The 20,049-nt window shown below is 68.3% G+C and carries 28 protein-coding genes; 15 read left to right on the top strand and 13 right to left on the bottom strand.

Annotation, left to right across the window (positions count from 1 at the left end; genetic code table 11):
* Positions 1-11: 11 nt before the first annotated feature.
* Positions 12-917: a DMT family transporter gene (locus QE410_RS12880; RefSeq protein ID WP_307332703.1), complete on the bottom strand. Its 906-nt coding sequence runs from the start codon at positions 915-917 to the stop codon at positions 12-14.
* A 72-nt stretch (positions 918-989) separates the two neighbouring features.
* Between QE410_RS12880 and QE410_RS12875 the strand changes: the two genes are divergently transcribed.
* The gene (locus QE410_RS12875; RefSeq protein WP_307332700.1) at positions 990-2,003 is read left to right on the top strand and encodes a LysR family transcriptional regulator; all 1,014 of its coding nucleotides are present in this window, start codon (positions 990-992) and stop codon (positions 2,001-2,003) included.
* On the opposite strand, the gene QE410_RS12870 is transcribed toward QE410_RS12875, so the two are convergent.
* From QE410_RS12870 to QE410_RS12865, 3 genes are read right to left on the bottom strand one after another with little or no spacing between them, the layout of a single operon-like run.
* Positions 1,917-3,182 carry a YeeE/YedE family protein gene (locus QE410_RS12870; protein ID WP_307332697.1) on the bottom strand — a complete coding sequence of 422 codons (1,266 nt, stop codon included), beginning with the start codon at positions 3,180-3,182 and terminating at the stop codon, positions 1,917-1,919. The genes QE410_RS12875 and QE410_RS12870 overlap by 87 nt on opposite strands.
* The gene (locus QE410_RS17145) at positions 3,179-3,499 is read right to left on the bottom strand and encodes a sulfurtransferase (protein ID WP_373459378.1); all 321 of its coding nucleotides are present in this window, start codon (positions 3,497-3,499) and stop codon (positions 3,179-3,181) included. Before QE410_RS17145 ends, QE410_RS12870 begins: the two co-directional genes overlap by 4 nt.
* 6 nt (positions 3,500-3,505) lie before the next feature.
* The gene (locus QE410_RS12865) at positions 3,506-4,333 is read right to left on the bottom strand and encodes a sulfurtransferase (protein WP_307332694.1); all 828 of its coding nucleotides are present in this window, start codon (positions 4,331-4,333) and stop codon (positions 3,506-3,508) included.
* A 284-nt stretch (positions 4,334-4,617) separates the two neighbouring features.
* On the opposite strand from QE410_RS12865, the gene QE410_RS12860 reads away from it, so the two are divergent.
* Positions 4,618-4,875: a nuclease gene (locus QE410_RS12860; RefSeq protein WP_307332691.1), complete on the top strand. Its 258-nt coding sequence runs from the start codon at positions 4,618-4,620 to the stop codon at positions 4,873-4,875.
* 16 nt (positions 4,876-4,891) lie between these two features.
* Positions 4,892-5,014, top strand: a complete 123-nt coding sequence (locus QE410_RS12855; RefSeq protein WP_279390911.1) for a hypothetical protein — start codon at positions 4,892-4,894, stop codon at positions 5,012-5,014.
* 1 nt (position 5,015) lies between these two features.
* Here the strand turns inward: QE410_RS12855 and QE410_RS12850 are convergent, their stop codons facing one another.
* From QE410_RS12850 to QE410_RS12840, 3 genes are all read right to left on the bottom strand, one after another.
* The gene (locus QE410_RS12850; protein WP_307332687.1) at positions 5,016-5,417 is read right to left on the bottom strand and encodes an aldehyde dehydrogenase; all 402 of its coding nucleotides are present in this window, start codon (positions 5,415-5,417) and stop codon (positions 5,016-5,018) included.
* Between the two features lie 153 nt (positions 5,418-5,570).
* The gene (locus tag QE410_RS12845; protein WP_307332684.1) at positions 5,571-6,281 is read right to left on the bottom strand and encodes a GAF and ANTAR domain-containing protein; all 711 of its coding nucleotides are present in this window, start codon (positions 6,279-6,281) and stop codon (positions 5,571-5,573) included.
* Between the two features lie 29 nt (positions 6,282-6,310).
* The gene (locus QE410_RS12840) at positions 6,311-6,910 is read right to left on the bottom strand and encodes an ANTAR domain-containing protein (RefSeq protein ID WP_307332682.1); all 600 of its coding nucleotides are present in this window, start codon (positions 6,908-6,910) and stop codon (positions 6,311-6,313) included.
* Positions 6,911-7,351: 441 nt separating this feature from the next.
* Here QE410_RS12840 and QE410_RS12835 point away from each other — a divergent pair, with 441 nt between their 5' ends.
* From QE410_RS12835 to QE410_RS12815, 5 genes are all read left to right on the top strand, one after another.
* Complete coding sequence (locus tag QE410_RS12835) at positions 7,352-7,660, top strand: hypothetical protein (RefSeq protein ID WP_307332679.1); 309 nt, start codon at positions 7,352-7,354, stop codon at positions 7,658-7,660.
* Positions 7,661-7,744: 84 nt separating this feature from the next.
* The gene (locus QE410_RS12830) at positions 7,745-8,104 is read left to right on the top strand and encodes an ATP-dependent DNA ligase (protein WP_307332676.1); all 360 of its coding nucleotides are present in this window, start codon (positions 7,745-7,747) and stop codon (positions 8,102-8,104) included.
* 200 nt (positions 8,105-8,304) lie between these two features.
* Positions 8,305-8,820 (top strand): hypothetical protein, encoded by a 516-nt coding sequence (locus tag QE410_RS12825; RefSeq protein ID WP_307332673.1) that lies wholly within the window; start codon positions 8,305-8,307, stop codon positions 8,818-8,820.
* A gap of 147 nt (positions 8,821-8,967) precedes the next feature.
* Complete coding sequence (locus tag QE410_RS12820; RefSeq protein ID WP_307332670.1) at positions 8,968-9,789, top strand: diacylglycerol kinase family protein; 822 nt, start codon at positions 8,968-8,970, stop codon at positions 9,787-9,789.
* Positions 9,790-9,869: 80 nt separating this feature from the next.
* Positions 9,870-10,589, top strand: coding sequence for an alpha/beta fold hydrolase (locus QE410_RS12815; protein ID WP_307332667.1), 720 nt, complete (start codon positions 9,870-9,872; stop codon positions 10,587-10,589).
* Between the two features lie 154 nt (positions 10,590-10,743).
* Here the strand turns inward: QE410_RS12815 and QE410_RS12810 are convergent, their stop codons facing one another.
* Positions 10,744-11,415, bottom strand: coding sequence for a hypothetical protein (locus QE410_RS12810; RefSeq protein WP_307332664.1), 672 nt, complete (start codon positions 11,413-11,415; stop codon positions 10,744-10,746).
* Between the two features lie 399 nt (positions 11,416-11,814).
* Between QE410_RS12810 and QE410_RS12805 the strand changes: the two genes are divergently transcribed.
* Both QE410_RS12805 and QE410_RS12800 read left to right on the top strand, forming a co-directional pair.
* Entirely contained in the window at positions 11,815-12,927 is a 1,113-nt protein-coding gene (locus QE410_RS12805) for an acyl-CoA desaturase (protein ID WP_307332661.1), read from the top strand.
* Positions 12,928-13,139: 212 nt separating this feature from the next.
* Complete coding sequence (locus QE410_RS12800; RefSeq protein WP_307332658.1) at positions 13,140-13,394, top strand: LysE family transporter; 255 nt, start codon at positions 13,140-13,142, stop codon at positions 13,392-13,394.
* On the opposite strand, the gene QE410_RS12795 is transcribed toward QE410_RS12800, so the two are convergent.
* The 4 genes from QE410_RS12795 to QE410_RS12780 form a co-directional block, all read right to left on the bottom strand.
* Positions 13,352-14,083: an SDR family NAD(P)-dependent oxidoreductase gene (locus tag QE410_RS12795; RefSeq protein WP_307332655.1), complete on the bottom strand. Its 732-nt coding sequence runs from the start codon at positions 14,081-14,083 to the stop codon at positions 13,352-13,354. The genes QE410_RS12800 and QE410_RS12795 overlap by 43 nt on opposite strands.
* 55 nt (positions 14,084-14,138) lie before the next feature.
* Positions 14,139-14,348 (bottom strand): DUF1653 domain-containing protein, encoded by a 210-nt coding sequence (locus tag QE410_RS12790; RefSeq protein WP_307332652.1) that lies wholly within the window; start codon positions 14,346-14,348, stop codon positions 14,139-14,141.
* Positions 14,349-14,596: 248 nt separating this feature from the next.
* Positions 14,597-15,112, bottom strand: coding sequence for a GNAT family N-acetyltransferase (locus QE410_RS12785; protein ID WP_307332649.1), 516 nt, complete (start codon positions 15,110-15,112; stop codon positions 14,597-14,599).
* A gap of 177 nt (positions 15,113-15,289) precedes the next feature.
* Positions 15,290-15,844 (bottom strand): CGNR zinc finger domain-containing protein, encoded by a 555-nt coding sequence (locus QE410_RS12780; RefSeq protein ID WP_307332645.1) that lies wholly within the window; start codon positions 15,842-15,844, stop codon positions 15,290-15,292.
* A 76-nt stretch (positions 15,845-15,920) separates the two neighbouring features.
* On the opposite strand from QE410_RS12780, the gene QE410_RS12775 reads away from it, so the two are divergent.
* The 3 genes from QE410_RS12775 to QE410_RS12765 are packed head-to-tail and all read left to right on the top strand — an operon-like array spanning position 15,921 to position 17,941.
* Positions 15,921-17,159, top strand: a complete 1,239-nt coding sequence (locus QE410_RS12775) for an epoxide hydrolase family protein (protein ID WP_307332640.1) — start codon at positions 15,921-15,923, stop codon at positions 17,157-17,159.
* A gap of 43 nt (positions 17,160-17,202) precedes the next feature.
* The gene (locus QE410_RS12770) at positions 17,203-17,688 is read left to right on the top strand and encodes a DUF2975 domain-containing protein (RefSeq protein WP_307332638.1); all 486 of its coding nucleotides are present in this window, start codon (positions 17,203-17,205) and stop codon (positions 17,686-17,688) included.
* A 1-nt stretch (position 17,689) separates the two neighbouring features.
* Positions 17,690-17,941 (top strand): helix-turn-helix transcriptional regulator, encoded by a 252-nt coding sequence (locus QE410_RS12765; RefSeq protein WP_154921495.1) that lies wholly within the window; start codon positions 17,690-17,692, stop codon positions 17,939-17,941.
* Positions 17,942-17,958: 17 nt separating this feature from the next.
* On the opposite strand, the gene QE410_RS12760 is transcribed toward QE410_RS12765, so the two are convergent.
* Positions 17,959-18,564, bottom strand: a complete 606-nt coding sequence (locus QE410_RS12760) for a hypothetical protein (RefSeq protein WP_307332633.1) — start codon at positions 18,562-18,564, stop codon at positions 17,959-17,961.
* Positions 18,565-18,717: 153 nt separating this feature from the next.
* Here QE410_RS12760 and QE410_RS12755 point away from each other — a divergent pair, with 153 nt between their 5' ends.
* Together QE410_RS12755 and QE410_RS12750 are read left to right on the top strand one after the other, a co-directional pair.
* Positions 18,718-19,329: a hypothetical protein gene (locus QE410_RS12755; RefSeq protein WP_307332630.1), complete on the top strand. Its 612-nt coding sequence runs from the start codon at positions 18,718-18,720 to the stop codon at positions 19,327-19,329.
* A gap of 82 nt (positions 19,330-19,411) precedes the next feature.
* Entirely contained in the window at positions 19,412-20,023 is a 612-nt protein-coding gene (locus QE410_RS12750; protein ID WP_307332626.1) for a DUF305 domain-containing protein, read from the top strand.
* Positions 20,024-20,049: the final 26 nt, after the last annotated feature.

The following is a 20,049-nucleotide window of genomic DNA, read 5'->3' as shown; positions in this document are numbered from 1 at the left end:
AGCAGGGGCGCTCAGCGATTGCGCAACGTCATCGCCAAGGTCGCCGCGGCGATGATCGCGATGCCCACCAGTTGCAGGGCGTCGGGCAGGCGCCCGTAGACCATGACGTCGACGAAGACCGCGACGGCGGGGTTCACGAACGACAGGGCGGCGAGCGTGATCGTCGACAGCACGCGGGCGGTGCTGTAGAGGATGGAGTACAGCAGTCCGGTGTGGACGATGCCCATGACGGCGATCCACCCCCACGACGAGCCACTCCAGTCGAGCGAGTGGGCGAAGGGGAGCAGGATCACGGCGCCGACGACGCACTGGATGAGCGTCATCGGATAGGGGCGGATGCCGCTGGTGTGCTGCGCCGCGAAGGTGGCGACGGCGTAGAGCGCGCCGGCGGCGAGCGCCGCCCCGATGCCCAGCAGCTGCGCTGCGTCGAGCGGTTGGATGCCGCGAGCACCGACGAACTGCGTCGCGAGCAGCAGTCCGCCGAATGCGGCGAGCAGCCACGCCACATCGCCCCGCCGCGGTGCCGTGCGACTGGCGATGGCGCCGAGCGCGACGAGGAAGAACGGCTCGAAGTGGTAGGCCACCGTCGTGATGGTGATCGTCGTCTGGCTGAACGAGAAGAAGAGGAACGCCCAGTTCGCGACCAGCGCGAGACCCCCAGGGACGGTCAGGATGACCGCGCGCCGCGTCCAGATCGACATTTGGAACGACCGCGTCGCGAGCGACAGCACCAGCAGTGTCGCTGCGCCGAACACGCAGCGCCAGGCGGTCGTCGTGATCGCGTCGGTGCCCGCCTGGATGCTGAACAGGCCGATCGTGCCCCACCCGGCCATCGCGAGTGCCAGCAGCACGCTGGCGCGCGTGCGCGGGTTTCGCGGCGAGGGGATGCCGGTGATGAGGGGCGTCGTCTGTGTCACCTTTCGATGGTCGCGGGGCGCAATGTGAACCACAATCGAGCAGAATGGCGTCTCACGATTTACGATCAGTGAATGATCGATGTGCAGGGTCTCCGCGCGCTCATCGCCGTCGCCGACGCGGGGTCGGTGACCGCGGCCGCCGCCCTGCTGCACTACACCCCCTCGAACGTCACCCAGCGCGTGCAACGGCTGGAGCATGCGGTCGGTGCGCCGTTGCTCGAGCGGGTGGGACGCGGAGTCGTCTTGACCGAGCTCGCCCGCCGGCTCGTCGACGAAGGTCGCCCGGCGGTGCTTCGCCTTCACGACCTCGCCGAGGTCGTGGCATCCGATCGCCCCGCCGGTCGCGTGCGGGTCGCCGCCTTTCCGACCGCCTTGCGCGGACTGGTCGTGCCGCTCATCGCCACGCTGCGCGACACGTGTCCGGCGGTGCGCATCGAGCCGGTCGAGCGCGAACCCGCGGATGCCACCCGCCAGGTGCGCCTCGGGCTCGCCGACGTCGCCGTCGTGAAGTCGTGGGGGGCCGCGCCGACCGGGCACGCCGAGCCCGACCTGCACCGGGAGGTGCTCGGGCACGACGCCGTCGACGTCATCCTTCCCGCCGACCACCCGCTCGGGGGCCGTTCGCGCCTGACCTGGGTCGACCTCGTCGACGAGAGCTGGGCCGTGACCCCCGACGACGACCCCTACCGCCGGTGGCTGGAGTCGACGACCGGACTCGGCCGGAGCGCCGGAACGGTGTACGAGGCCGCGGAGTTCCAGTCGCTTCTCGCCTTCGTCGAGAGAGGGTTGGCGATCGCGGCCCTTCCCCGACTCGGTCGAGGACCCCTCCCGCCGCAGACTGTCGCCGTGCCGCTGGCGGATGAGACCGCCTTCCGCGAGATCGCGGCCATCGCGCGCACCCCTCGCCGCGACGGGGCGACGATCCGCGCCGTTCTCGACGGTCTTCGGCACGAGATGGTCGAGGCGGTGCGGGTGCACGTCCAGCGCTGCACGACGCGGTCACGTGCCGCGGTGGAGTCCCGCTCGACAGCCGATCCCCAGGGCCAGCACGACCGATGCGGCGAAGATCCATCCCGATGCCGATGACGCCTGAATCCCCGACAAGAACACGCCGATCGTGCAGCCGAGCCCGAGGATCGCGCCCCAGCCGAGGAGGATGCCGCCGATCAGCGCCGTGCCGGTTCCGCGCACCGTCAGCCGCTCGAGGCGGAAGCGCCGCCCCGGCAGAGCGGCGGCGAGCGAACCAGCGAAGATGCCGATGAGCAGCCAGCCATTTTCGGTGATGGTCTCGACGACGAACGCGACGCATCCGCCCAGCGACGCATCGAGTCCGATCAACGTGTCGGGCATGAGGCCGTTCGTCTCGAGAGCGGTTCGGGTGAGGCTCGAGAGCTGGCTCGTCACCCCGAGGGGGCCCACCCGCAGGTAATAGACAACGCTCGCGAGACCGACCAGCGCCCCCGTGAGCAGCGCCGGCCACCGGCGGAAGAACAGCACGCGGCGCAGCTCGGTGGCATCCACCCGGTACGCGGGACGAGCGTCGACCGGCGGGTTCCACTTCAACAGCCAGATGCCGATCGCCACGATCACGGCGAGCTGGAAGGCGACGGCGACACCGTAGCCCGCCGCAGCCGGAAGCCAGGGCGCGGGGGCGCCCAGGATGAAGGTGGATGCGAGGGGATTCCAGGTGAGGAACCCGAGGCCGAAGCCGAGGATCGATCCCGCCAGGGCGGGAAAGGCTCGCAGGCTCCCTTCGCCGAGGCGATACAGGTGGCCGCCGATGCAGCCTCCCGAGATCACGACGCCGAGGCCGAAGGCGATGCCCGCGAATACCAGTGCGACACTGACCGGCCCGACGTGCGCTCCGGGTGCGGACGTGCCCGGCACCGGGACGGGCACCCGCAGCGCGAAGACGACCGCGTACCCGACGAGGCCCACGGCTAAAGCAGTGAGGATCGCATACGCGCCGCGGCTGTTCCGCTTCTCGAAAAGGTCGCGGAAGATGCAGAAGAAGCAGAAGCGCCCCCTCTCGAACAGGATGCCGAGAGCCGTGCCCGTCAGCAGGGCGAACGCTGCGGTCGGCCCTTGGCCGGCGCCCCGACCGGCGTCGAGCAGAGCCGCCGTGGTGAGCAGTGCCGCCGCGATCGCGAGGGCGACGATCGTGCGGACGGTGTCGCCGCGCGTCCACCCGAGCACGCGGCGGTCGCCGGCGCCCTTCTCAGAAGGAACGCCGGCGACCGTCGCTGACTCGTGCGCCAGGGTCACTGCCCGCCCCAGAGGCCGCTGTATCCACCGCTCGCCTCGAGGGTCGGGTTGGCGACCGGAACGCCGACCGAGTTGCCCCACTCCGTCCATGAACCGTCGTATAGCTTGACGTCGTATCCCAGGATCTGGCTCAGCGCGTACCACGTGTGGCTGGCGCGCTCGCCGATGCGGCAGTAGACGTAGACGGGCTTGGTGCCGTCGACACCCAGCGCGGCATAGTGCTCGCGAATCGCCTCGATGTCTTTGAACGTGCCGTCGCCGCCGTCGGCCTGCTGATTGACGATCTTCCCCCACGGCGCGTTGATGGCACCGGGGATGTGGCCTCACTTCGCCGCAGCCTCTCCGCCGAAGCCCTCGGCGACGCCGATCTCGCCCGCGAACTCCTGCGGTCCGCGGATGTCGATGAGCACGCCGTCCTTCTCGCCCTGCGACACCGCGAGCACCTCGGACTGGAACGCGCGGATGTCGGAGTTGGGTGCTTCGGCCTCCCACGTTCCGGTCGCCGGGGTCGGGGCTGCCGGCGAGAGCTCACGGCCCTGGGCCTCCCACGCGGCGCGGCCACCGTCGAGCAGGCGCACGTCGTCGTGGCCGTAGAGCTTGAACACCCACGCGCCGTACGAGGCGAACCAGTTGTTCGCGTCGCCGTAGAGCACGACGGTGCTGTCGGGGTTCACGCCCGCGGACTGCGCGAGGGCGGTGAAGTGGTCTTGGCTGACGAGGTCGCGCTCGATCTGCTCGACGAAGTCGCGGTACCAGACGAACTCGACCGCGCCGGGGATGTGTCCGGCCTCGTAGCGCGTGAGGGCGCTCGACTGCCGGCCCTCGCTCACCTCGATCACCACCACGTTCGGGTCGTCGAGGTTCTCGTCGAGCCACTCGGTGCTCACGAGCACCTCGTCTTGGCGTACGTCGTCGAACCCGCGCGACTCCCCGTACTGGACGTTCAGACTCGCGGCCTGCGCCGTGGCGGTGTCGGCCGTGGTCGCGGCGGTGGTCGAGGGGGCGCGCAGGCTGTTCGCGCCGATCACGCCGGCGGTCACGCCGAGCACGGCGACCGCGGCGAAGGCGACGGGAGTGACCCAGGAGCGCCGCCGAGCGGCCGGAGTCTCGTGCTCGGCCGCGGCGGGGTCGGGAGAAGCGGAAGGTGTCATCGGACTGCCTTTCTTGGAGGTGCAGGGCGATGGCAAGTGCCAACGGCAGTAACTATGACCAGGCGATCGTGCGGTCGAAAGGGTTTCGCAATGGGGCGTCTCCCTGCGTAATGCGGGGATATGAAGGGATGAGAACGGCTATTCACGCGCCCACGGCGGCTGGATCGGTGTCACTCGTGGTGCAAGCCGCCCGTGCTGTTACGTCCCGCTACGGCATCCGCCTGTCATCGGCCCCGCACCTCGTATCGTCGTGTCACACGAACCCCTCGAAGGCAGGTGAAGCCATGTCCCGCACGATCTCGTCGACAGTCCACCCGATCCAGCGCTGCATGGCAGCCTCGAACCCCTCCGCGTGGTGGGACGGCCTCGTGATCGCCGCCGACGGCGCGTCGGTGACCGTCGCTCTGCTGAACGGCTCGACGACGGAACTGCGGATCGTCGGCCCGGCCGTCGACATCGCGGTGGGGGAGCCGGTGGCTTTTCACCCGGTCGCAGAACTGCTCAGCGCGTCAGCGATTCTGACTACCGCACGCGCGGCCTGATCTCGGAGTAAACGGAATGACTCAGGACGAGCGAGAGCGTTCTCCCGCCGTCCTGGTCGTCATCCTCGTTGTGGTGGTCCTCGCAGTGATCGTCGTGGTGACGTCCGGAGTACTTGCGACGGTCTTCGACCCGGCGTGAGTCAGGAAGACATCGAGGCCATCATCGCCTCGCACGTCATGACCATGTCGTCGCAGGCCATGGCGCAGTAGCGGCACATCTCGTCCATGTCGGCGTGGGCGCGGCATTCTGCGGCGCAGGCCTTGCCCATGGTCATGCAGGCGGTCATCATGGCGCTCATCACGTCCATGTTCATCCCGGCCGGACGCATCATCATGTGCATCGTCGCCTGCGCCATCTCGACCATGTTCGAGCACATCGCGCAGCACGTGGCCATCTCGGGGCCGTGCATCATGTCGCTACCGGCGCACATCGCCGCAGCCATCGCGCAGGCGTTCAGCGACTGCATGCATTCCTGCATGGCATCCATGTTCATGGTCATCTCGCCCATGTCCATCGACTTCATCATGGCCATCGTGTCCATTGCTTCTCCCGTGTGCTCGTCGTGACGGAGGGACCGGATGCCGCGGAGGGACTCCGGCGTATCGGCGATGCTACGCCCGCGACGACGTCCGCCGACAGTGCGCAAAGGAGCTTCATCAGATGATCGAGGACGTGCGATGATGCCCGGGCTTCGTCAGCGGATGGCGTCGGCGATGACGTCGCGGGCGACGTCGGCGAGCTTCCGCTGAGTGCTGCGAGCCTGTTCTCGAAGAAGGCGGAACGCCTCCTCCATGTCGACGCCATGCGAGTGAGACAGGACGCCCTTCGCCTGCTCGATCACGACACGGCTGTCCAGGGCGTGCTGCAGCTGCGTGCGAGCGAGGTCGGACTCGCGGAACGCCCGTTCGTGAAGGATGCCGATCGTCGCGATGTCCGCGAGACCTCGCGCGGCGAGGGCGTCTTCGGCGGAGAGCGCGTCGGGGGTGTCGCCGAAGAGGTTCAGCGAACCGATGACCTCCTCGCGGAGTCGGAGGGGGATCGCGTGCATCCACTGATACCCCAACTCACCGACGGCGTCCGCGAACCGCGGCCACCGCTCGTGAATCGCGGCGAAGTCGTCGACGGTGACCGGCTGGCCGGAGTGGTAGGCATCGAGGCAGGGGCCCTGCTCCGCGTCGAGCTGCAGGAGCGAGATGAGCTGTCTGCGCTCGCTCGTCGACGCGACGACCTCGAGCGATCCCTGCGCGTCGGGAAGCAGGATGCCGGCGTCGGCGGCACCGAAGGTCTCGGCGCACCGGCTGACCAACAGGTAGAGCAGGTCGACGATGTCGTACCCGCTGACCATGGTGTCGGCGAGCTCGACGAAAGTATCGACCAGGTCTTTCTCCCGCGATGTGCTCGTCATGAGTGCAACCTACTTCCGTCCGTTCACTTTCACACCGAAAAGTCGATGTCGCGCGAGATGATCGCCTCCGCCACCTCGCGCACGGTCCGTCCCGAGGCGAACGCGTGCGCGCGGATGATGAGCAACGCGTCGTCGGGTGCCACGCGCAGCTGCGCCACGACCATGCCGGTGGCCTGATGGACGAACCGTCGAGGGGAGACGTTCGCGGAGACATCGTCGTCGACGGAGTCGAGGGCAGACCGCAAGATCTGCTGACCCGCGGAGTTCGCCAACAGGGCGGCCTCACCGACCTGTCCGGCCGACAAGGCGTGGGCGCGGGTGGCGTAGAGATTCACGACCCCCACCTCCAGCAGACCCACCACCATCGGAAAGGCGTACACCGAAGAGATGCCATGTCGCGTGGCTGTCGCCAGGAACAGCGGCCACGCGGAGACCACACCGTTCCGCAGATCCGGAAGGAGGACGGGCGCGGCGGTTGCCCGCGCTCGCCAGCACGGCCCCACTCCGGAATCGAGCTGCGTCTCGTCGAGCTCCGCGGCGACAGCATCGCTCGCGCAGATCGTCTCGACCTCGAAGGGTGCGCCCAGCGATGAAATACCGACGTGATGAACCGGGAGCGAACGAATCAACGCGGGACACAGAGAGGAGGCAGACGCACCATCGGGTGTCATGAAACTCCTGACCTAGTCGAACACAGCGGCCTAGGTCCAGGGGACGCCTGGCCACATTCTACGTCTACCGCGTCGGAAAGATCAGTCGCACGGTCGATCGTCGAATCTTGCGTTATAGGGTGCGCGCCTTTATCCTGTCCGTAGATGCCCTAGACCCCGGCTGACTTTCTCGTCGCCGCGTCGAATGGGGTAAGAAATGCGCACAGCGTTTCCATTGCACTTCGTTTCCGATGCCGACGCAGAGATCGCCCCGGACAGGGAGACTCTCCGTCGCTTCGCGCCGGCCGCGCATTCCGCGGCCGGCATCCTCATCGATGTCGTCGCGCTCGACGGACGAACCATCGCGCCGCTGGCTGTAACGGCCCGGTCCGTCTGATGACCATCCAAATGATGCATCAGATGCCGGGCCGGGTTCGCGCCGTGTGGACCCTGCAGGAAGAGGGGCACCACATCGTGAAGATCGGGGAGTCGACCCGGGGACACGTCGTGATGGTGCCCGATGGATCCTTCATCGCTTTCGACGGAAAGTCGACGCCTCTGGGTCGTCACCAGACTCTCCGCGCCGCCCAACTCTCCATTCTCCGCGCTGCCGACGGAAGCGACGCGTCACGTTTCGACCGCTGGGGCCCCGTCCTCGCCATCGTCGTCGGTGCGGTTGCGGCAGGGCTTTTGACGATGGGGGTCGTCGTCCTCTCCGTCATGCCATAAAGGCCGAACTCATTCGCACAGCGACTCGCACGGCGGGAGGTATGCCCCCCGGTGCGGCTGCGGCATCCAGCACGAGGAGATCTGATGGGTAAGTTCACCTACGACTCAAGCATCAGCACCGGTTTCGAGGATCGTGCGCTGGCTCATCTGCAGGCGGTGATCCTCGCGAAGGTGCGGCGGGGGGAGGGGTTCTGTCTCGGGTGGAAAGACGACGTGAGTCTTGGCGGTGGACGAACCAGCGTGTATCTCAACGCGCGTTCGACCATCTCGTTCGCCTACGACACCGCTCGTACGCCCGCGCTCAACCCCCTCTGGCTGAACGCACTCACTCGCGCGGCCAACTCCCCCCAGGGCTTATCTCTGCTGCCCGAACCCCGCGCTTCGCAACGTGGCGAGTCCGGCGGGCGCGAGCCGGCCGGCATCTCGGCATCCATCGAGGCGTAGGGTCCCCGGATGCCGACTCGGGTACCGCGGACGGTGAAAGCAGCCGCGGTGGTGCACCGACTGCCTCCGAGTGTTCGGCGCCTGCACGGTTTCGGCGCTGTGGCAACCCTCGTGCCCGTTCCATCTCGGCGGGTGTGTTGTCAGAGTTCACAACACGAAGGGCGGCCCCAATGTCGGCTCGCAACACGATAGTCCGCAGCATGCACGACGTCGGTCTGGCCGCGTGGTTCGGTGGTTCCCTCATGGGAGCAGTCGGACTCAACGGTGCGGCATCCCTCGCCGACGACCCGAAGGAACGCCTCAGCCTGTCGTCCGCCGGATGGGCCCGATGGGCACCCGTCCAGGTGACGGCGATCGTCGTGCACGGTATCGGGGGAGTGGGACTCATCCTCGGCAACAAGACCCGCCTTGCCGGGCAGCCTGAAGCACGTCACAACACCGTCATCAAGTCGGTCGTCACGGGACTCGCCGCGGCGGCCAGCGTGTATGCGGGGGTCCTGGGGGCTCAGATCTGGCGACACTCCGACGAAGGCGGAGACGGCGCCACGGAGCCCACCGAAGGCGCGTCCACCGCTCTGGCGTCCGCGCAGACCCAACAGCGCATCGTGCAGTGGGTCATCCCCGCCCTCACCGGCGTACTCGTCATCCTCGGCGCCCAGCAGGGCGAGCAACAACGCCCCGCCGCAGGTCTGCTTCACTCGATCGGCCTCCGATGAACGGGTCACCCGAAGGCCAGGGCACCCCTCCTCGCCCTCCCGGCACCACCGGCACCACCGTGGTGTCGGACGATTCCGCCGCATCCGCCGGGTCGGAGTCTCAGGCAGAAGGTCAAGCCGCAATGGACACGGCCGAGGACGCGGTCATTGACGAGTCCTGACAACACGCACGCGGGCTCGTCTCCCACAGCGTCGAAGACAGCCGCCGTCGTGTACAACCCCACAAAGGTCGACATCGCCGTCCTCCACGCCGCCATCAGCGCCGCGGCGACGGCGGCCGGGTGGGCGGAGACCTCCTGGTACGAGACCTCCGTCGACGACGTCGGTCAGGGCGTCGCCGCCCAGGCGCTCGAGGCCGGCGTCGATCTGGTCATCGCAGCCGGCGGTGATGGCACCGTCCGCGCCGTCGCGGAAGCCGTCCGGGGGAGCGCCGTCCTGGACGCGAAGATGATCGAGAACACCGACGACGATCTGAAGAAGAAGGCCGGGTGGGTCGCCTACCTGCGGGCGATCATCGTCTCGCTGCGAGACTCCGACGAACTGCACCTGCGGTTCCGCTTGGACGACCGCAAACCCCAGCGTGCGACCGTGCACACCGTCATCCTCGGTAATTGCGGATCGCTCCCCTCGAACATCCTGCTTCTGCCCGACGCGGTCGTGGACGACGGCCTCTTCGATCTCCTCCTGATGCGCCCCGGTGGAGCACTCGGCTGGCTCCGCGTGTGGTGGAAGGTCGCCTGGATCAATGGGATCGTCCGCCGCACCGCGGCCGGCCGAACGATCGCCGGCGAACGTCGCAACGACGCGGATCTGCACTACGAGACGGGCACCCACTTCACCGCCCGCCTCTCGCGCCCCGAGAACATCGAGCTGGACGGCGATGCCTTCGGCGAAGCCACCGCCTTCCGCGCCTGGATCGAGCCGGCAGCCCTCACCATCCGCGTTCCCACGACCGCGGCCACCGAGTGACGTGCCGCGCCGCTTCGCGCCGCACACGGGTGAGGGCGACGTCGGACCCCCCTCCGGGGTCTTCGACGACGGAGCAGACGGTGAACGGTCTCACCTTCCGCGCGATCTCCACGCGCCGACGCCAGTCCGGCGCACGCACCTACGTTCTCGTCCACGGGCTCGGCACCTCCCACCGCTACTTCGCGGCGCTGCACCACGAACTGTCCGCATACGGCGACGTGCACTCCATCGATCTACCTGGCTTCGGGGGGCTCCCTAAGCCCCCCGGGGCGCCGGATGTCGCTCAGATCTCCGGTGCCCTCGCGACATTCCTCGAGCAGCTCGGCGTGTCGGGCGGCATCCTCGTCGGGCACTCCATGGGGGCGCAGTGGTCGGTCGAGCTCGCCGTGCAACGCCCCGACCTCGTGTCTGCGGTCGTGGTGTGCGGTCCCGTCACCGACCGTCGACACTGCACCCTGGTTCGCCAGCTGCTCTTGCTCGGGGCGGACTTCCTCCGCGAGCCTGTCGCCCTCAACGTCGTGGTGTTCGGCGATTACCTGCGGTGCGGACCGATCTGGTACGCCAAGCAGGTTCGGCATATGCTCCGCTATCGCCTCGACGAGAACGTCACCCGCCTCCGGATGCCGCTGCTCATCATCCGCGGCAGCGACGACGTCATCGCCGGTCAACGCTGGTGTGCGCACCTGCAAGCCTCGGCGCGCGACGCGGATGTCGGCGTCATCGCCGGTCAGCGGCACCTCGCGCATTCCACCGCGGCCGCCGATCTCGCCGGCCGCATTCAGCAGTTCGCCGGGATGTGATTTCGCGCGAAGATATCGGACCTGGCGAAGATCTCAGACGGCGCGACGATTAACGGCTATGTATTTGGAGCCGAATTGCCTCGCTACAGGTGCGGTGCCACCGTCTGGGCTTCATCCGAATGCGCTGAGTTTTCTCGCGGGGTGCCGATCGCCACTACCGCCCGAGGCCCACGCGATCGACCTTGCGGTGGTAACGCATGCCCGCCATACCGCCGAGTGTTGCTCCGATCAGAGTGATGACGGCCGCGCCGAGCGCGGTCAGAATGCCCGTCAGGGTGGCGGTCTCGGGTGTGACCGGGATGCGCGGGAAGCTGTTCAGATCACCCAGGACGTCCCACTGGCTCCCCGCGATAGCGGTGACGACCGCCACGATGAGCGCGATGGCAACAGCCCACAGCCAGACGGCCAGGCCCTGCTTGAGCCCGCTGAAGCGTGCCATCCGCCCGGCCACGTAACCGCCGGCGAAGTAGGCCACGAGCAGCACGACACCGACCACGATCACGCTGATGACACCGACGGTATCCGCGTTGTCCGAGGCGGTATTCGCCGCGTCGTCGACGGACTCGGCCTGGCTCAAACCGATCGCCGCGCCCAGAGCGGCGGCGAGGGCGGTGAGAAGGACCGCCGCGCCGGTGGCGGTCAGCCAGCCGAAGAAGGCCGCACCGAACTTGAAGCCGCCGAACGTCTCTTTCTCGCGGGCCAACACGTCGTCGCGAAGCGTCTTCGCGGCGGGGGAAGCCTCCGGCGCAGAGGCGGTGTCGCCACGTGCGGTGCGGGGACGACCCGGGGCTCGGGACGTGTCACTGGCACGATCATCGGAAGTCATGCGGCGCACGCTACGTTCGCGGAGCGGGGATCGCCGACGGCGTTGCGCAATGGTCAGAATCGTGCAGAGCCCCGACACCCGTCCGGAGCGGCCGGGCGCCGGATTGCGAGATCAGAAGACGATTTGCACAATCCATGATTTTGTTCGGGGAATATTCTGCGCAGAATGTGTGAGGTCGCGGGGGATGCGCCGATCCTGGGAATGGTTTGAAAAGTCTCTCAAACTGGCAAAAGCCCGTGGAAAAGCGGCCCACAGGATGGCGAAATCGCGGGTTCACGGCACTTCGGTCACACCAATATGCAATCACGTGAATATACGGGGCGTAGCCTCGAAGAATAGTCCCTGGCATCCGCCTTCGGCTTCGGGCCCATACGGTCACCCCCATCCGAGGAGCATGCAATGGCTGCACCCGTCATCGAGTCCCGGCTGGGACCGATCCGTCAGACCTACAAGGGGACGACCGACTTCCCGCCGATGGCGAAGGCGTACACCGAACTGTCGCAGGTCGTACGCGAGACAGGACTGCTCGCGCGAGCGCGCCGCTTCTACGCCCTGGTCGGGACCGTCCTCGCTCTCGGTTTCGGCGGAGCGATCACCGGGTTCGTGCTGCTGGGCGACAGCTGGTTCCAGCTGCTCATCGCCGCCGCTCTCGGCATCCTGTTCACCCAGGTGGCGTTCCTCGCTCACGAAGCGGCGCACAAGCAGATCTTCACCTCGGGCAAGGCCAACGAGCGCCTCGCGCTGTGGCTCGCCGCCGGCGTCGTGGGCATGAGCGTGTCGTGGTGGAGCGCGAAGCACACGCGTCACCACGCCAACCCGAACCGCGTCGGCAAAGACCCCGACATCGAGATCGACACGATCTCGTTCCTCGACGAAGACGCCGCCAAGGCACGCGGCATCCAGCGCTGGATCACCCAGCGTCAAGGGTGGGCGTTCTTCCCGCTGCTCACCCTCGAGGGCGCCAACCTGCACGCCATCGGCCTGCGTCACCTGCTCTCACGCGAGCCCGTCAAGGGCCGCTGGACCGAACTGTCACTGATCGCCCTGCGCTTCGCGATCTTCGTCGCCCCGGTGTTCGTCTTCTTGCCGCTCGGAATGGCCTTCGCCTTCCTGGGTGTGCAGCTCGCCGTGTTCGGCGTGTACATGGGCGCCTCGTTCGCCCCGAACCACAAGGGCATGGCCGTCATCGCCCCGGATGCCAAGCTCGACTTCTTCAGCAAGCAGGTGCGCACCTCGCGCAACATCACCGGCGGATGGTGGGCCACCTGGTTGATGGGCGGTCTGAACTACCAGATCGAGCACCACCTGTTCCCGAACATGCCTCGCCCGCACCTGAGCAAGGCCCGTGCCATCGTCAAGGAGCAGAGCGCCACGCTGAACGTGCCCTACGTCGAGACGACGCTGCTGCAGTCGTACGGCATCGTCATCCAGTACCTGAACCGCGTGGGCCTGGCCGCCCGCGACCCGTTCGAGTGCCCGATGACGTCCACGGCGGCACGAAGCATCCGGTAAGGAGGGCTGAGCTGATGGCTAGCCACGGCGAGGGGGCGACTCGGGCATCTGAGGGAACGTGCGATGCCCGGCTGCGGCACCGCCGTTCGGTCTAGTCGATGCGCCGGAACCGCGGCCCCGAGTAACCGTCGCGGTCGACGGTATCGGTGAGTATCCCCACCGGGCGCACCCAGAACGCTGTGCGGAAGCAACGACTCTCGGAGGAAACCACGGTGAGCATTGCCTTTCTGCTGACCACCTTCGTCGTGGTCGCGACTCCCGGCACCGGTGCCGTGTACTCTATCGCCGCCGGGCTCTCCCGCGGCACGAAGGCCGGCATTGTCGCCGCGTTCGGGTGCACCCTCGGCGTCATCCCGCACATGATCGCGGCGATCACCGGACTGGCCGCGATCCTGAATGCGTCGACCGCTCGTGGGCGTGCTTTTCAGCGTCCTCCGGCGACCCGGATGGTGGCGCCTGTGACGTAACCGGCATCCGCCGAGAGGAGCCACGCGACGGCGCCGGTCACCTCGGCGGGTTCACCGGGACGCCCCAGGGGGATCGTCGACGCCAGCTTGTCCGGCCGGTCGGGGTCGAGGTGGAAATCGGTTCGGATGATGCCCGGCTCGACGCAGTTCACGCGCACCCCCAGCGGGGCGAGCTCTTTCGACAGCCCGAGGCTCAGCGCGCTCACGCCGGCTTTCGCGGCCGCGTAGTGCACGTAGGTGTGGGGACTTCCGAGGGTCGCCGCCGCGGAACCGATGAACACGATGGATCCGCGGGTCTTCTCGAGGTGCGCGATCGACGCCCGCGCGGTGAGTACCGCGCCCAGCAGGTTGACGTCGATGTCGCGACGCAGGTCATCGGGATCGAGTTCGCGGAGGCTTCCGACGGCTCGCACCGCACCTGCCGAGGCGACGACTCCCATAAGCGGTCCCATCGCGGCAGCGGTATCGAAAAAGGCCGCGAGTGAGGTGGCATCTGTCACATCGACGGGAGCAATGGATGCCACTTCGCCGCGATCGATGATGTCAGCGGCGACGCTGCGTGCGGCTTCCTGGTCGCTTCGGTACCCGATGAGGACGGCGTGACCGTCAGCCGCGAGTCGACGGGCGACGGCCGCACCGATTCCGCGCGAGCCGCCGGTGATCGCGGTGACCTGTTCCTCGTAGTCCATCAACACATCGTCGGCGCTGTCGCCGCGATGATCAACGACCTCGTGAGCCGGCGCTTCACGCGATGCGGCGGAACCTCGGCCCCGAGTATCCGTCGCGCTCGACCGTGCCCGTGAACATCTCGATCGGACGCACCCAGGAGGAGTAGTCGCCGTAGAGCTTGCGGTACGAGACGAAGACCTCTTCGGTCTCGGAGTGCCGGGCCGTGCCGAACACCTCGTAGCGCTGGCCCTTGAAGTGCTCGTAGATGCCGGGCTCGATGGTCATGCGACCGTCCCTTCGCGTAGAAGCCGAATCGTCGCGCACCGCGTCGACGCAACCAGGTGCCGAGTATGCCATGGGGGCTCGACTCGGGATGGGGCGCTAGCGCCGATGCGGACAGATCCGTCAGCACCTCGCCGACGTCGAGCCGCTGCTCAGACGGGGTGCGACCGTCGAGATGGATTCGCGGATGCCAGTGGACCGCCTCGCCGATGCGGTTTCGCGCCTCGCGGGCGAACCCTCCTGACGGGTCGTCACCACGCGCGACCCCGGAGATCGATCATTCCCTCGGGCCACGACTCGACATCGCGGCCGACGGGAAGGATGAGCAGCGGCGGCCCGGGTGGGTGCGTCGCGAGGGTGCCGTCACGTCCCACGGAACGCTCGGATGCGGTGATGCGCGTCCAACCGCACGCCAGATAGAACGGAACGACCTGCTCGCGGCATCCGAGAAATCCGAACTCGATGTCTCCCGCCTCGAGCAACGATTCCGCGACGCGCTCCATCATGCGTCGTCCGATGTTTTCGCCCCGTGCGTTCGGGGAGACGAGAACGCCACCGACACCGGCGACCGTCACTTCGGCGTCGCCGACCGAGATCGATCGGCGTCGCCAACCGGCGTGACCGACGATGATGCCTGCGGACCGGGCGAGCACCCTCACGTCCTGCGGGGCGTACCCGTACGGCTGCGAGGGCTCCCACGGGCCGAACTCGTGCAGATACTCGTCATCGAACAGACGCCGCAGACCCGCTTCGTCCACGGTCGTCATAGCGCCGTGAGAGGCGATTTGGACCGAGTGGGGCAACGGAAATCTCCTGCTTTCTCTCCTGCGCGCGGGGACAAGCGTAGGCGCGCTCGCCGGAGTCCTCGGCGAGGTGCCCGCGGTCCGGTCCGATCGACCGAGTCGCTCGCGGATGTGATCGTCCGGCTCGGGTTTGGGTGGCGGTCACCCGCGGCGAGCCTTCAGGCGCGCCTTCTTCTCGTGATTGCCGCACGTGTTCATGTCGCACCAGCGCCGGGTGCGACCGCGGCTGGTGTCGAAGAAGGCGGCGCGGCAGGTGGGCGAGGCGCACAGCGCGAGCGTGCCGGGACGAACGCCGGCCAGCATCTCGATCGCGTCGGCGGCGACGACGCTGAGGGCTGCCGCGACGGTCGCCGGCTCTCCGAGGCGCCAGTGGCGGCGGCCATCGTCCAAGAGCGCCGGCACCGCACCCCCGTGAGCGGCGAACCGGTTGATGACCTCGACGGCATCCTGCGGGTGCGGTTGATCGAGGGCTCCGGCCGTGGCGGCGGCGTGGATCGCCTCGCGCAGCTCGACCGCGGCCGTGAGGTCGGCGGGGGAGCACCTGTCGACGGCGAGGTCCCGCTCGGTCAGCCAATCGGCCAGGCGCTCGGGCGTCGGAATGCGTTCGACCGGCGTGCCACGGCGCTCCGTGAGCGTCCCGGTGAAGGAGGTGGCGAGCACGGAGCCGACGCGGAACTCCGGGGCACGGTCAGGCATGGAACCAGCATAGATGGTTCCATCGTCGTTGCTTCGGTGCTAGAACCGTCATAGCCGGTTCGCACAGGGAGGCCCCATGATCGACGACCACATCGAGCCGTTCGAGAAGCATGCAACCGATGAGGAGCTTGCGGCCCTCCGGGAGCGCCTGGCATCCGCCCGCTTTCCGGAACGCGAGACGACGCGGGCGGGTGCATCCGGCCGCGAGCGGTGGAGCCAGGGCGTTCCCCTGGCTGACATGGTCGACCTCGTCGAGTACTGGCGAACGGGATACGACTGGCGCGCGTTCGAACGGCGTCTGACCGAGATCGGGCAGTTCCGCACGGTCGTCGACGGTCTCGGCATCCACCTCCTTCATCGACGTTCCCCGCGACCGGATGCCACCCCGCTCGTGATGACGCACGGCTGGCCCGGAAGCATCGCCGAGTTCGTCGACGTCATCGACGAGCTCGCCGAGCCTCAGGATGCCGAGACCCCCGCCTTCCACGTGGTCGCCCCGTCGCTACCGGGTTTCGGGTACTCCGACAGGCCGACGGAGGAGGGGTGGGGGACCGAACGCATCGCGGCTGCGTGGGTGCGTCTCATGGGTGGCCTCGGGTACGACCGCTTCCTCGCCCACGGCGGGGACTGGGGCGGGCCGATCACCATCGCGCTCGGTGGTCGGTTTCCGGAGCACGTCATCGGCATCCACACCACGACGCCGGTCGCGCCGCCCGGGCTCGGTCTCGACGTGCTCGACGCCGCGGAGCGGGAGTGGGTCGAGCACACGCGGGCGTTCGAGCGGAACCGCCTCGCGTACGCGAGGGTCATGGCGACCTCGCCGCAGACAATCGGCTACTCCCTCGTCGACTCGCCGGTCGGGCTGCTCGCGTGGATCGCCGAGAAGTTCGCCGAATGGAGCGACACGGTCGACGTCCCGTTTCGAGACCATCTCGCGCGACCGCCTGCTCGACAACGTCACGCTGTACTGGCTGACCGCGACCGGGGCGTCGGCGGCGCGCATCTACTTCGAGAGTCACCAGTCGCTCGATCCCGACCTGCGGGTGGCGGTGCCGGCGGCGTTGACGACGTATCCATACGACATCGAGAAGCACCCGCGGCCGTGGGCCGAGGTGCGGTTCTCGAACATCGTGCGGTGGCGGGCGCCGAGTGCGGGCGGGCACTTTCCGGCGCTGGAGATGCCCGATGCCTTCGTGCGCGACCTGCGGGAGGGGTTGGCGGCGGTGCTGGCGGCGTCGGTGTGATGGTGTGTACGGTGTCACCCAGGAGCCCGGGCGAACCGGCTCAGCGCGGGGCGTCTTCACGAATCTATTGATAAACGGTAGATTGGTATCGTTCCTCGATGAATGGATGCCGCCATGAGCCCTCTCCTCACCCGCATCGCGCAGGCGGCGATCGCCGTCGCGCTGCTCGGATCGGTGGTCGTGCAGGCGATGATCCTGCCGGCGATCTACCGGGATCTCGCCGACGCGCATCCGGCGGCGAGAGTGACGTTCGTGGCGCTGCTGGGGCTCGGCATCCTGGCCCTTCAAGTCTTCGCGGTGTGCGTGTGGCGGCTGCTGTCGAAGGTGCGGACCGGGAGCGTGTTCGCCGAGGGGGCCTTTCGCGACGTCGACGTCATCACGTGGTCGCTCGTCGCCGTCGCCGCGGTGCTCGTGGCGATCGGGCTGCTGCTCGCACCGGGCGACGTCGCACCCGGGGTGGTCGGGCTGATCGGCGGCGCCGCGGTGGTCATCGGCGGTGTCGCGCTGCTCGTGCGCGTGATGAAAGGGCTGCTGCGGCAGGCCATCGCCCGCGAGCGCGAGGTCATGGGGCTGCGCGCCGAACTCGGCGAGGTGATCTGAGGTGCCGATTGTCATCGACATCGACGTGATGATCGCGCGTCGCAAGATGGGCGTCGGAGAGCTGGCCGACCGCATCGGCATCACCCCCGCCAACCTCGCCGTTCTGAAGAACGGGCGCGCCAAGGCGGTGCGGTTCTCAACCCTCAGCGCGCTGTGCGAGGTGCTCGACTGTCAGCCCGGCGACCTGCTGCGGTGGGAGCCCGACGGCGAATCCGCGGTGGAGGAGCCGGCGCTGAGCGACAGTCGCGTCTGAGGCTGGACGCCGTCGGCCTACGGCAGGCGGATACCGAGCGACCGCAGCTCGAGATCGGCGAGCTGCCGCATCACCTCGGGGTCGCCGCGGCGCCAGGCGCTGAGCGCATCAGGGGCGACCTTCGCGATCACGGCCACCTTCTGATTCGTCAGGGCGCGGAGCGCGAGCAGATCCGTGGTGTCGGGACCGCTTCGCAGGAGCGCCTTCGTGCGCGATGCCCTCTTGATGAACCGCAGGCGGGGGACGAGCCACACCAGCAGCACGAGCAGGATCGGCAGCGCGGCCACGCCGATTCCGAGAACGATGGCCGCGTGCAGCACCAGGTCTTGCTGCGTCTGTCCGGCGGCGGCGAGGGTGTCGCCCGCGGCGCTCGCCGAGTCGAACGGTGCGCTGATTCCGTCGCCGATGAGGGGGACTCCGCTCAGCCGGTCGCCGACGTCGGTCATCGACGTGCGGAAGTCGGCGCCCGCGGTCTGCATCTGTCGTCCGAACTGCGCGAGCTGGTTCACCGTGGAGAAGACGACGACACCCGTCGCGATGCTCACCACGATGAGGGCGAGGGCGATGATGTCGGCCGTCAGCTGGCGCGCACGTCGCGCGGCGAAGTCGGAATACAGTTTCACGTCGTCACTCTGGCATGCGTCGGGCGGTGAACGCTGCCGACAGGTCAGACGGTTCCGTTCGGCAGCCAGGTCCGCCGCGACGCCGGCGGTGAGCGGCGCGGCCCCTCCGGCCGCAGCCACCGCCTACCCTGGTGTCGACGGAGGGAGGTGCGCATGTCGCTCATCGCGGTGGCCGCACACCTTCGTGATCCGCGCAGACTCCTCCATCTCGCGCTCCTGAGCGTCATCGTCATCGCCGGGCTGCTGGCGATGCACGCACTCAACACCCACAGCACGGCCGCGGGTCACGCCATGGCCACCGCGCACGTTGCGACGATCGCCCCCGGTGCGGCGTCCGACTCCGCCGCGTCGCACAAGGGGATCATGGTCGCCCGAGCTGCCGAGCTCGACTCCGCCGCGTCGCACGAGGGGATGACGGCCGCCCACGGCGCCGCGACCGACTCCGCCGTGTCACACATGGGACGGGCCACCGCTCACGCTCACGGCGGTGAGCCCACGGCATCCGAGATCGCATCTGCGGGCCAGAATGCGACGCCGCCCCGGGCCGCCCACGACGGTCACGCGCCGTCGGGCGAGCACACGATGGCCTGGATGACGTGCGTTCTGGCGCTGCTCGCCGCGGTGATCGCGTTCGTCGCCGCGGCGGGGCTGCGCTCCGAGAGCCTGCGCGGGCTCCTGAGCCGGACACGACCGTTCTCGTGGTCGGTCGTGGCGCACGCACTCCCACCGCCCTCACTCACCGTTCTCTGCATCCATCGCACGTGAAGATGCGCCGGCCCGCTCCGCGCGGGCAGCGCGAACCGCCCGATCACCCTCGGGCCTCATCACCGACCCTGGAGAACACACAATGAAGAACCGATCTGCGGCGATTGCCGCACTCACCCTCACCGCCCTGCTCCTGCTCGCCGGGTGCAGCGGCGGCGGATCCGACAGCATGCCCGGCATGGACCACGGCGGCGGCGCCACGGCATCCTCCTCCGACGACGCCGCTCCCCAGTCCGACGCCACCGAGGCTGACGTCATGTTCACAAGCATGATGATCCCGCACCACCAGCAGGCCATCGAGATGGCGGACACGCTGCTGGCGAAGGACGGCATCGACGAGCGCGTCACCGCTCTCGCGACCGAGATCAAGGCCGCGCAGCAACCCGAGATCGACACGATGCAGGGATGGCTGAGCGACTGGGGCGCCGCGCTGACCGACGGTGACGGCATGCACCACGGCGGCGGCATGATGAGCGAAGACGACATGCAGGCGCTCGACACCGCGTCGGGCAGTGAGGCCGCCCGACTCTTCCTGTCGCAGATGGTCGAGCACCACCGTGGTGCGGTGGAGATGGCGCACGACGAGATCGACGACGGCTCGAACGCCGATGCCGTCGCGCTCGCGGAGAGCATCGTCGAGACGCAGACGGCCGAGATCGCCGAGATGGAGCAGCTGCTGAACGAGCTGTCGTGATCCCGGGCGGGGCGTCGTGTCGGATC

The organism is Microbacterium sp. SORGH_AS_1204, assembly GCF_030818935.1.
Classification (GTDB): Bacteria; Actinomycetota; Actinomycetes; order Actinomycetales; family Microbacteriaceae; genus Microbacterium.
The sequence above is the reverse complement of the archived record's forward strand: the minus strand, read 5'-3'. Positions and strand labels throughout refer to the sequence as shown.

Coding starts and splice junctions, on each gene's coding strand:
- QE410_RS12875 (WP_307332700.1), top strand. CDS start 990: ATGATCGATGTGCAGGGTCTCCGCGCGCTCATCGCCGTCGCCGACGCG.
- QE410_RS12865 (WP_307332694.1), bottom strand. CDS start 4,333: ATGACACCTTCCGCTTCTCCCGACCCCGCCGCGGCCGAGCACGAGACT.
- QE410_RS12860 (WP_307332691.1), top strand. CDS start 4,618: ATGTCCCGCACGATCTCGTCGACAGTCCACCCGATCCAGCGCTGCATG.
- QE410_RS12855 (WP_279390911.1), top strand. CDS start 4,892: ATGACTCAGGACGAGCGAGAGCGTTCTCCCGCCGTCCTGGTCGTCATC.
- QE410_RS12850 (WP_307332687.1), bottom strand. CDS start 5,417: ATGGACACGATGGCCATGATGAAGTCGATGGACATGGGCGAGATGACC.
- QE410_RS12845 (WP_307332684.1), bottom strand. CDS start 6,281: ATGACGAGCACATCGCGGGAGAAAGACCTGGTCGATACTTTCGTCGAG.
- QE410_RS12835 (WP_307332679.1), top strand. CDS start 7,352: ATGCCGGGCCGGGTTCGCGCCGTGTGGACCCTGCAGGAAGAGGGGCAC.
- QE410_RS12830 (WP_307332676.1), top strand. CDS start 7,745: ATGGGTAAGTTCACCTACGACTCAAGCATCAGCACCGGTTTCGAGGAT.
- QE410_RS12825 (WP_307332673.1), top strand. CDS start 8,305: ATGCACGACGTCGGTCTGGCCGCGTGGTTCGGTGGTTCCCTCATGGGA.
- QE410_RS12810 (WP_307332664.1), bottom strand. CDS start 11,415: ATGACTTCCGATGATCGTGCCAGTGACACGTCCCGAGCCCCGGGTCGT.
- QE410_RS12805 (WP_307332661.1), top strand. CDS start 11,815: ATGGCTGCACCCGTCATCGAGTCCCGGCTGGGACCGATCCGTCAGACC.
- QE410_RS12795 (WP_307332655.1), bottom strand. CDS start 14,083: ATGGACTACGAGGAACAGGTCACCGCGATCACCGGCGGCTCGCGCGGA.
- QE410_RS12790 (WP_307332652.1), bottom strand. CDS start 14,348: ATGACCATCGAGCCCGGCATCTACGAGCACTTCAAGGGCCAGCGCTAC.
- QE410_RS12785 (WP_307332649.1), bottom strand. CDS start 15,112: ATGACGACCGTGGACGAAGCGGGTCTGCGGCGTCTGTTCGATGACGAG.
- QE410_RS12780 (WP_307332645.1), bottom strand. CDS start 15,844: ATGCCTGACCGTGCCCCGGAGTTCCGCGTCGGCTCCGTGCTCGCCACC.
- QE410_RS12775 (WP_307332640.1), top strand. CDS start 15,921: ATGATCGACGACCACATCGAGCCGTTCGAGAAGCATGCAACCGATGAG.
- QE410_RS12770 (WP_307332638.1), top strand. CDS start 17,203: ATGAGCCCTCTCCTCACCCGCATCGCGCAGGCGGCGATCGCCGTCGCG.
- QE410_RS12755 (WP_307332630.1), top strand. CDS start 18,718: ATGTCGCTCATCGCGGTGGCCGCACACCTTCGTGATCCGCGCAGACTC.
- QE410_RS12750 (WP_307332626.1), top strand. CDS start 19,412: ATGAAGAACCGATCTGCGGCGATTGCCGCACTCACCCTCACCGCCCTG.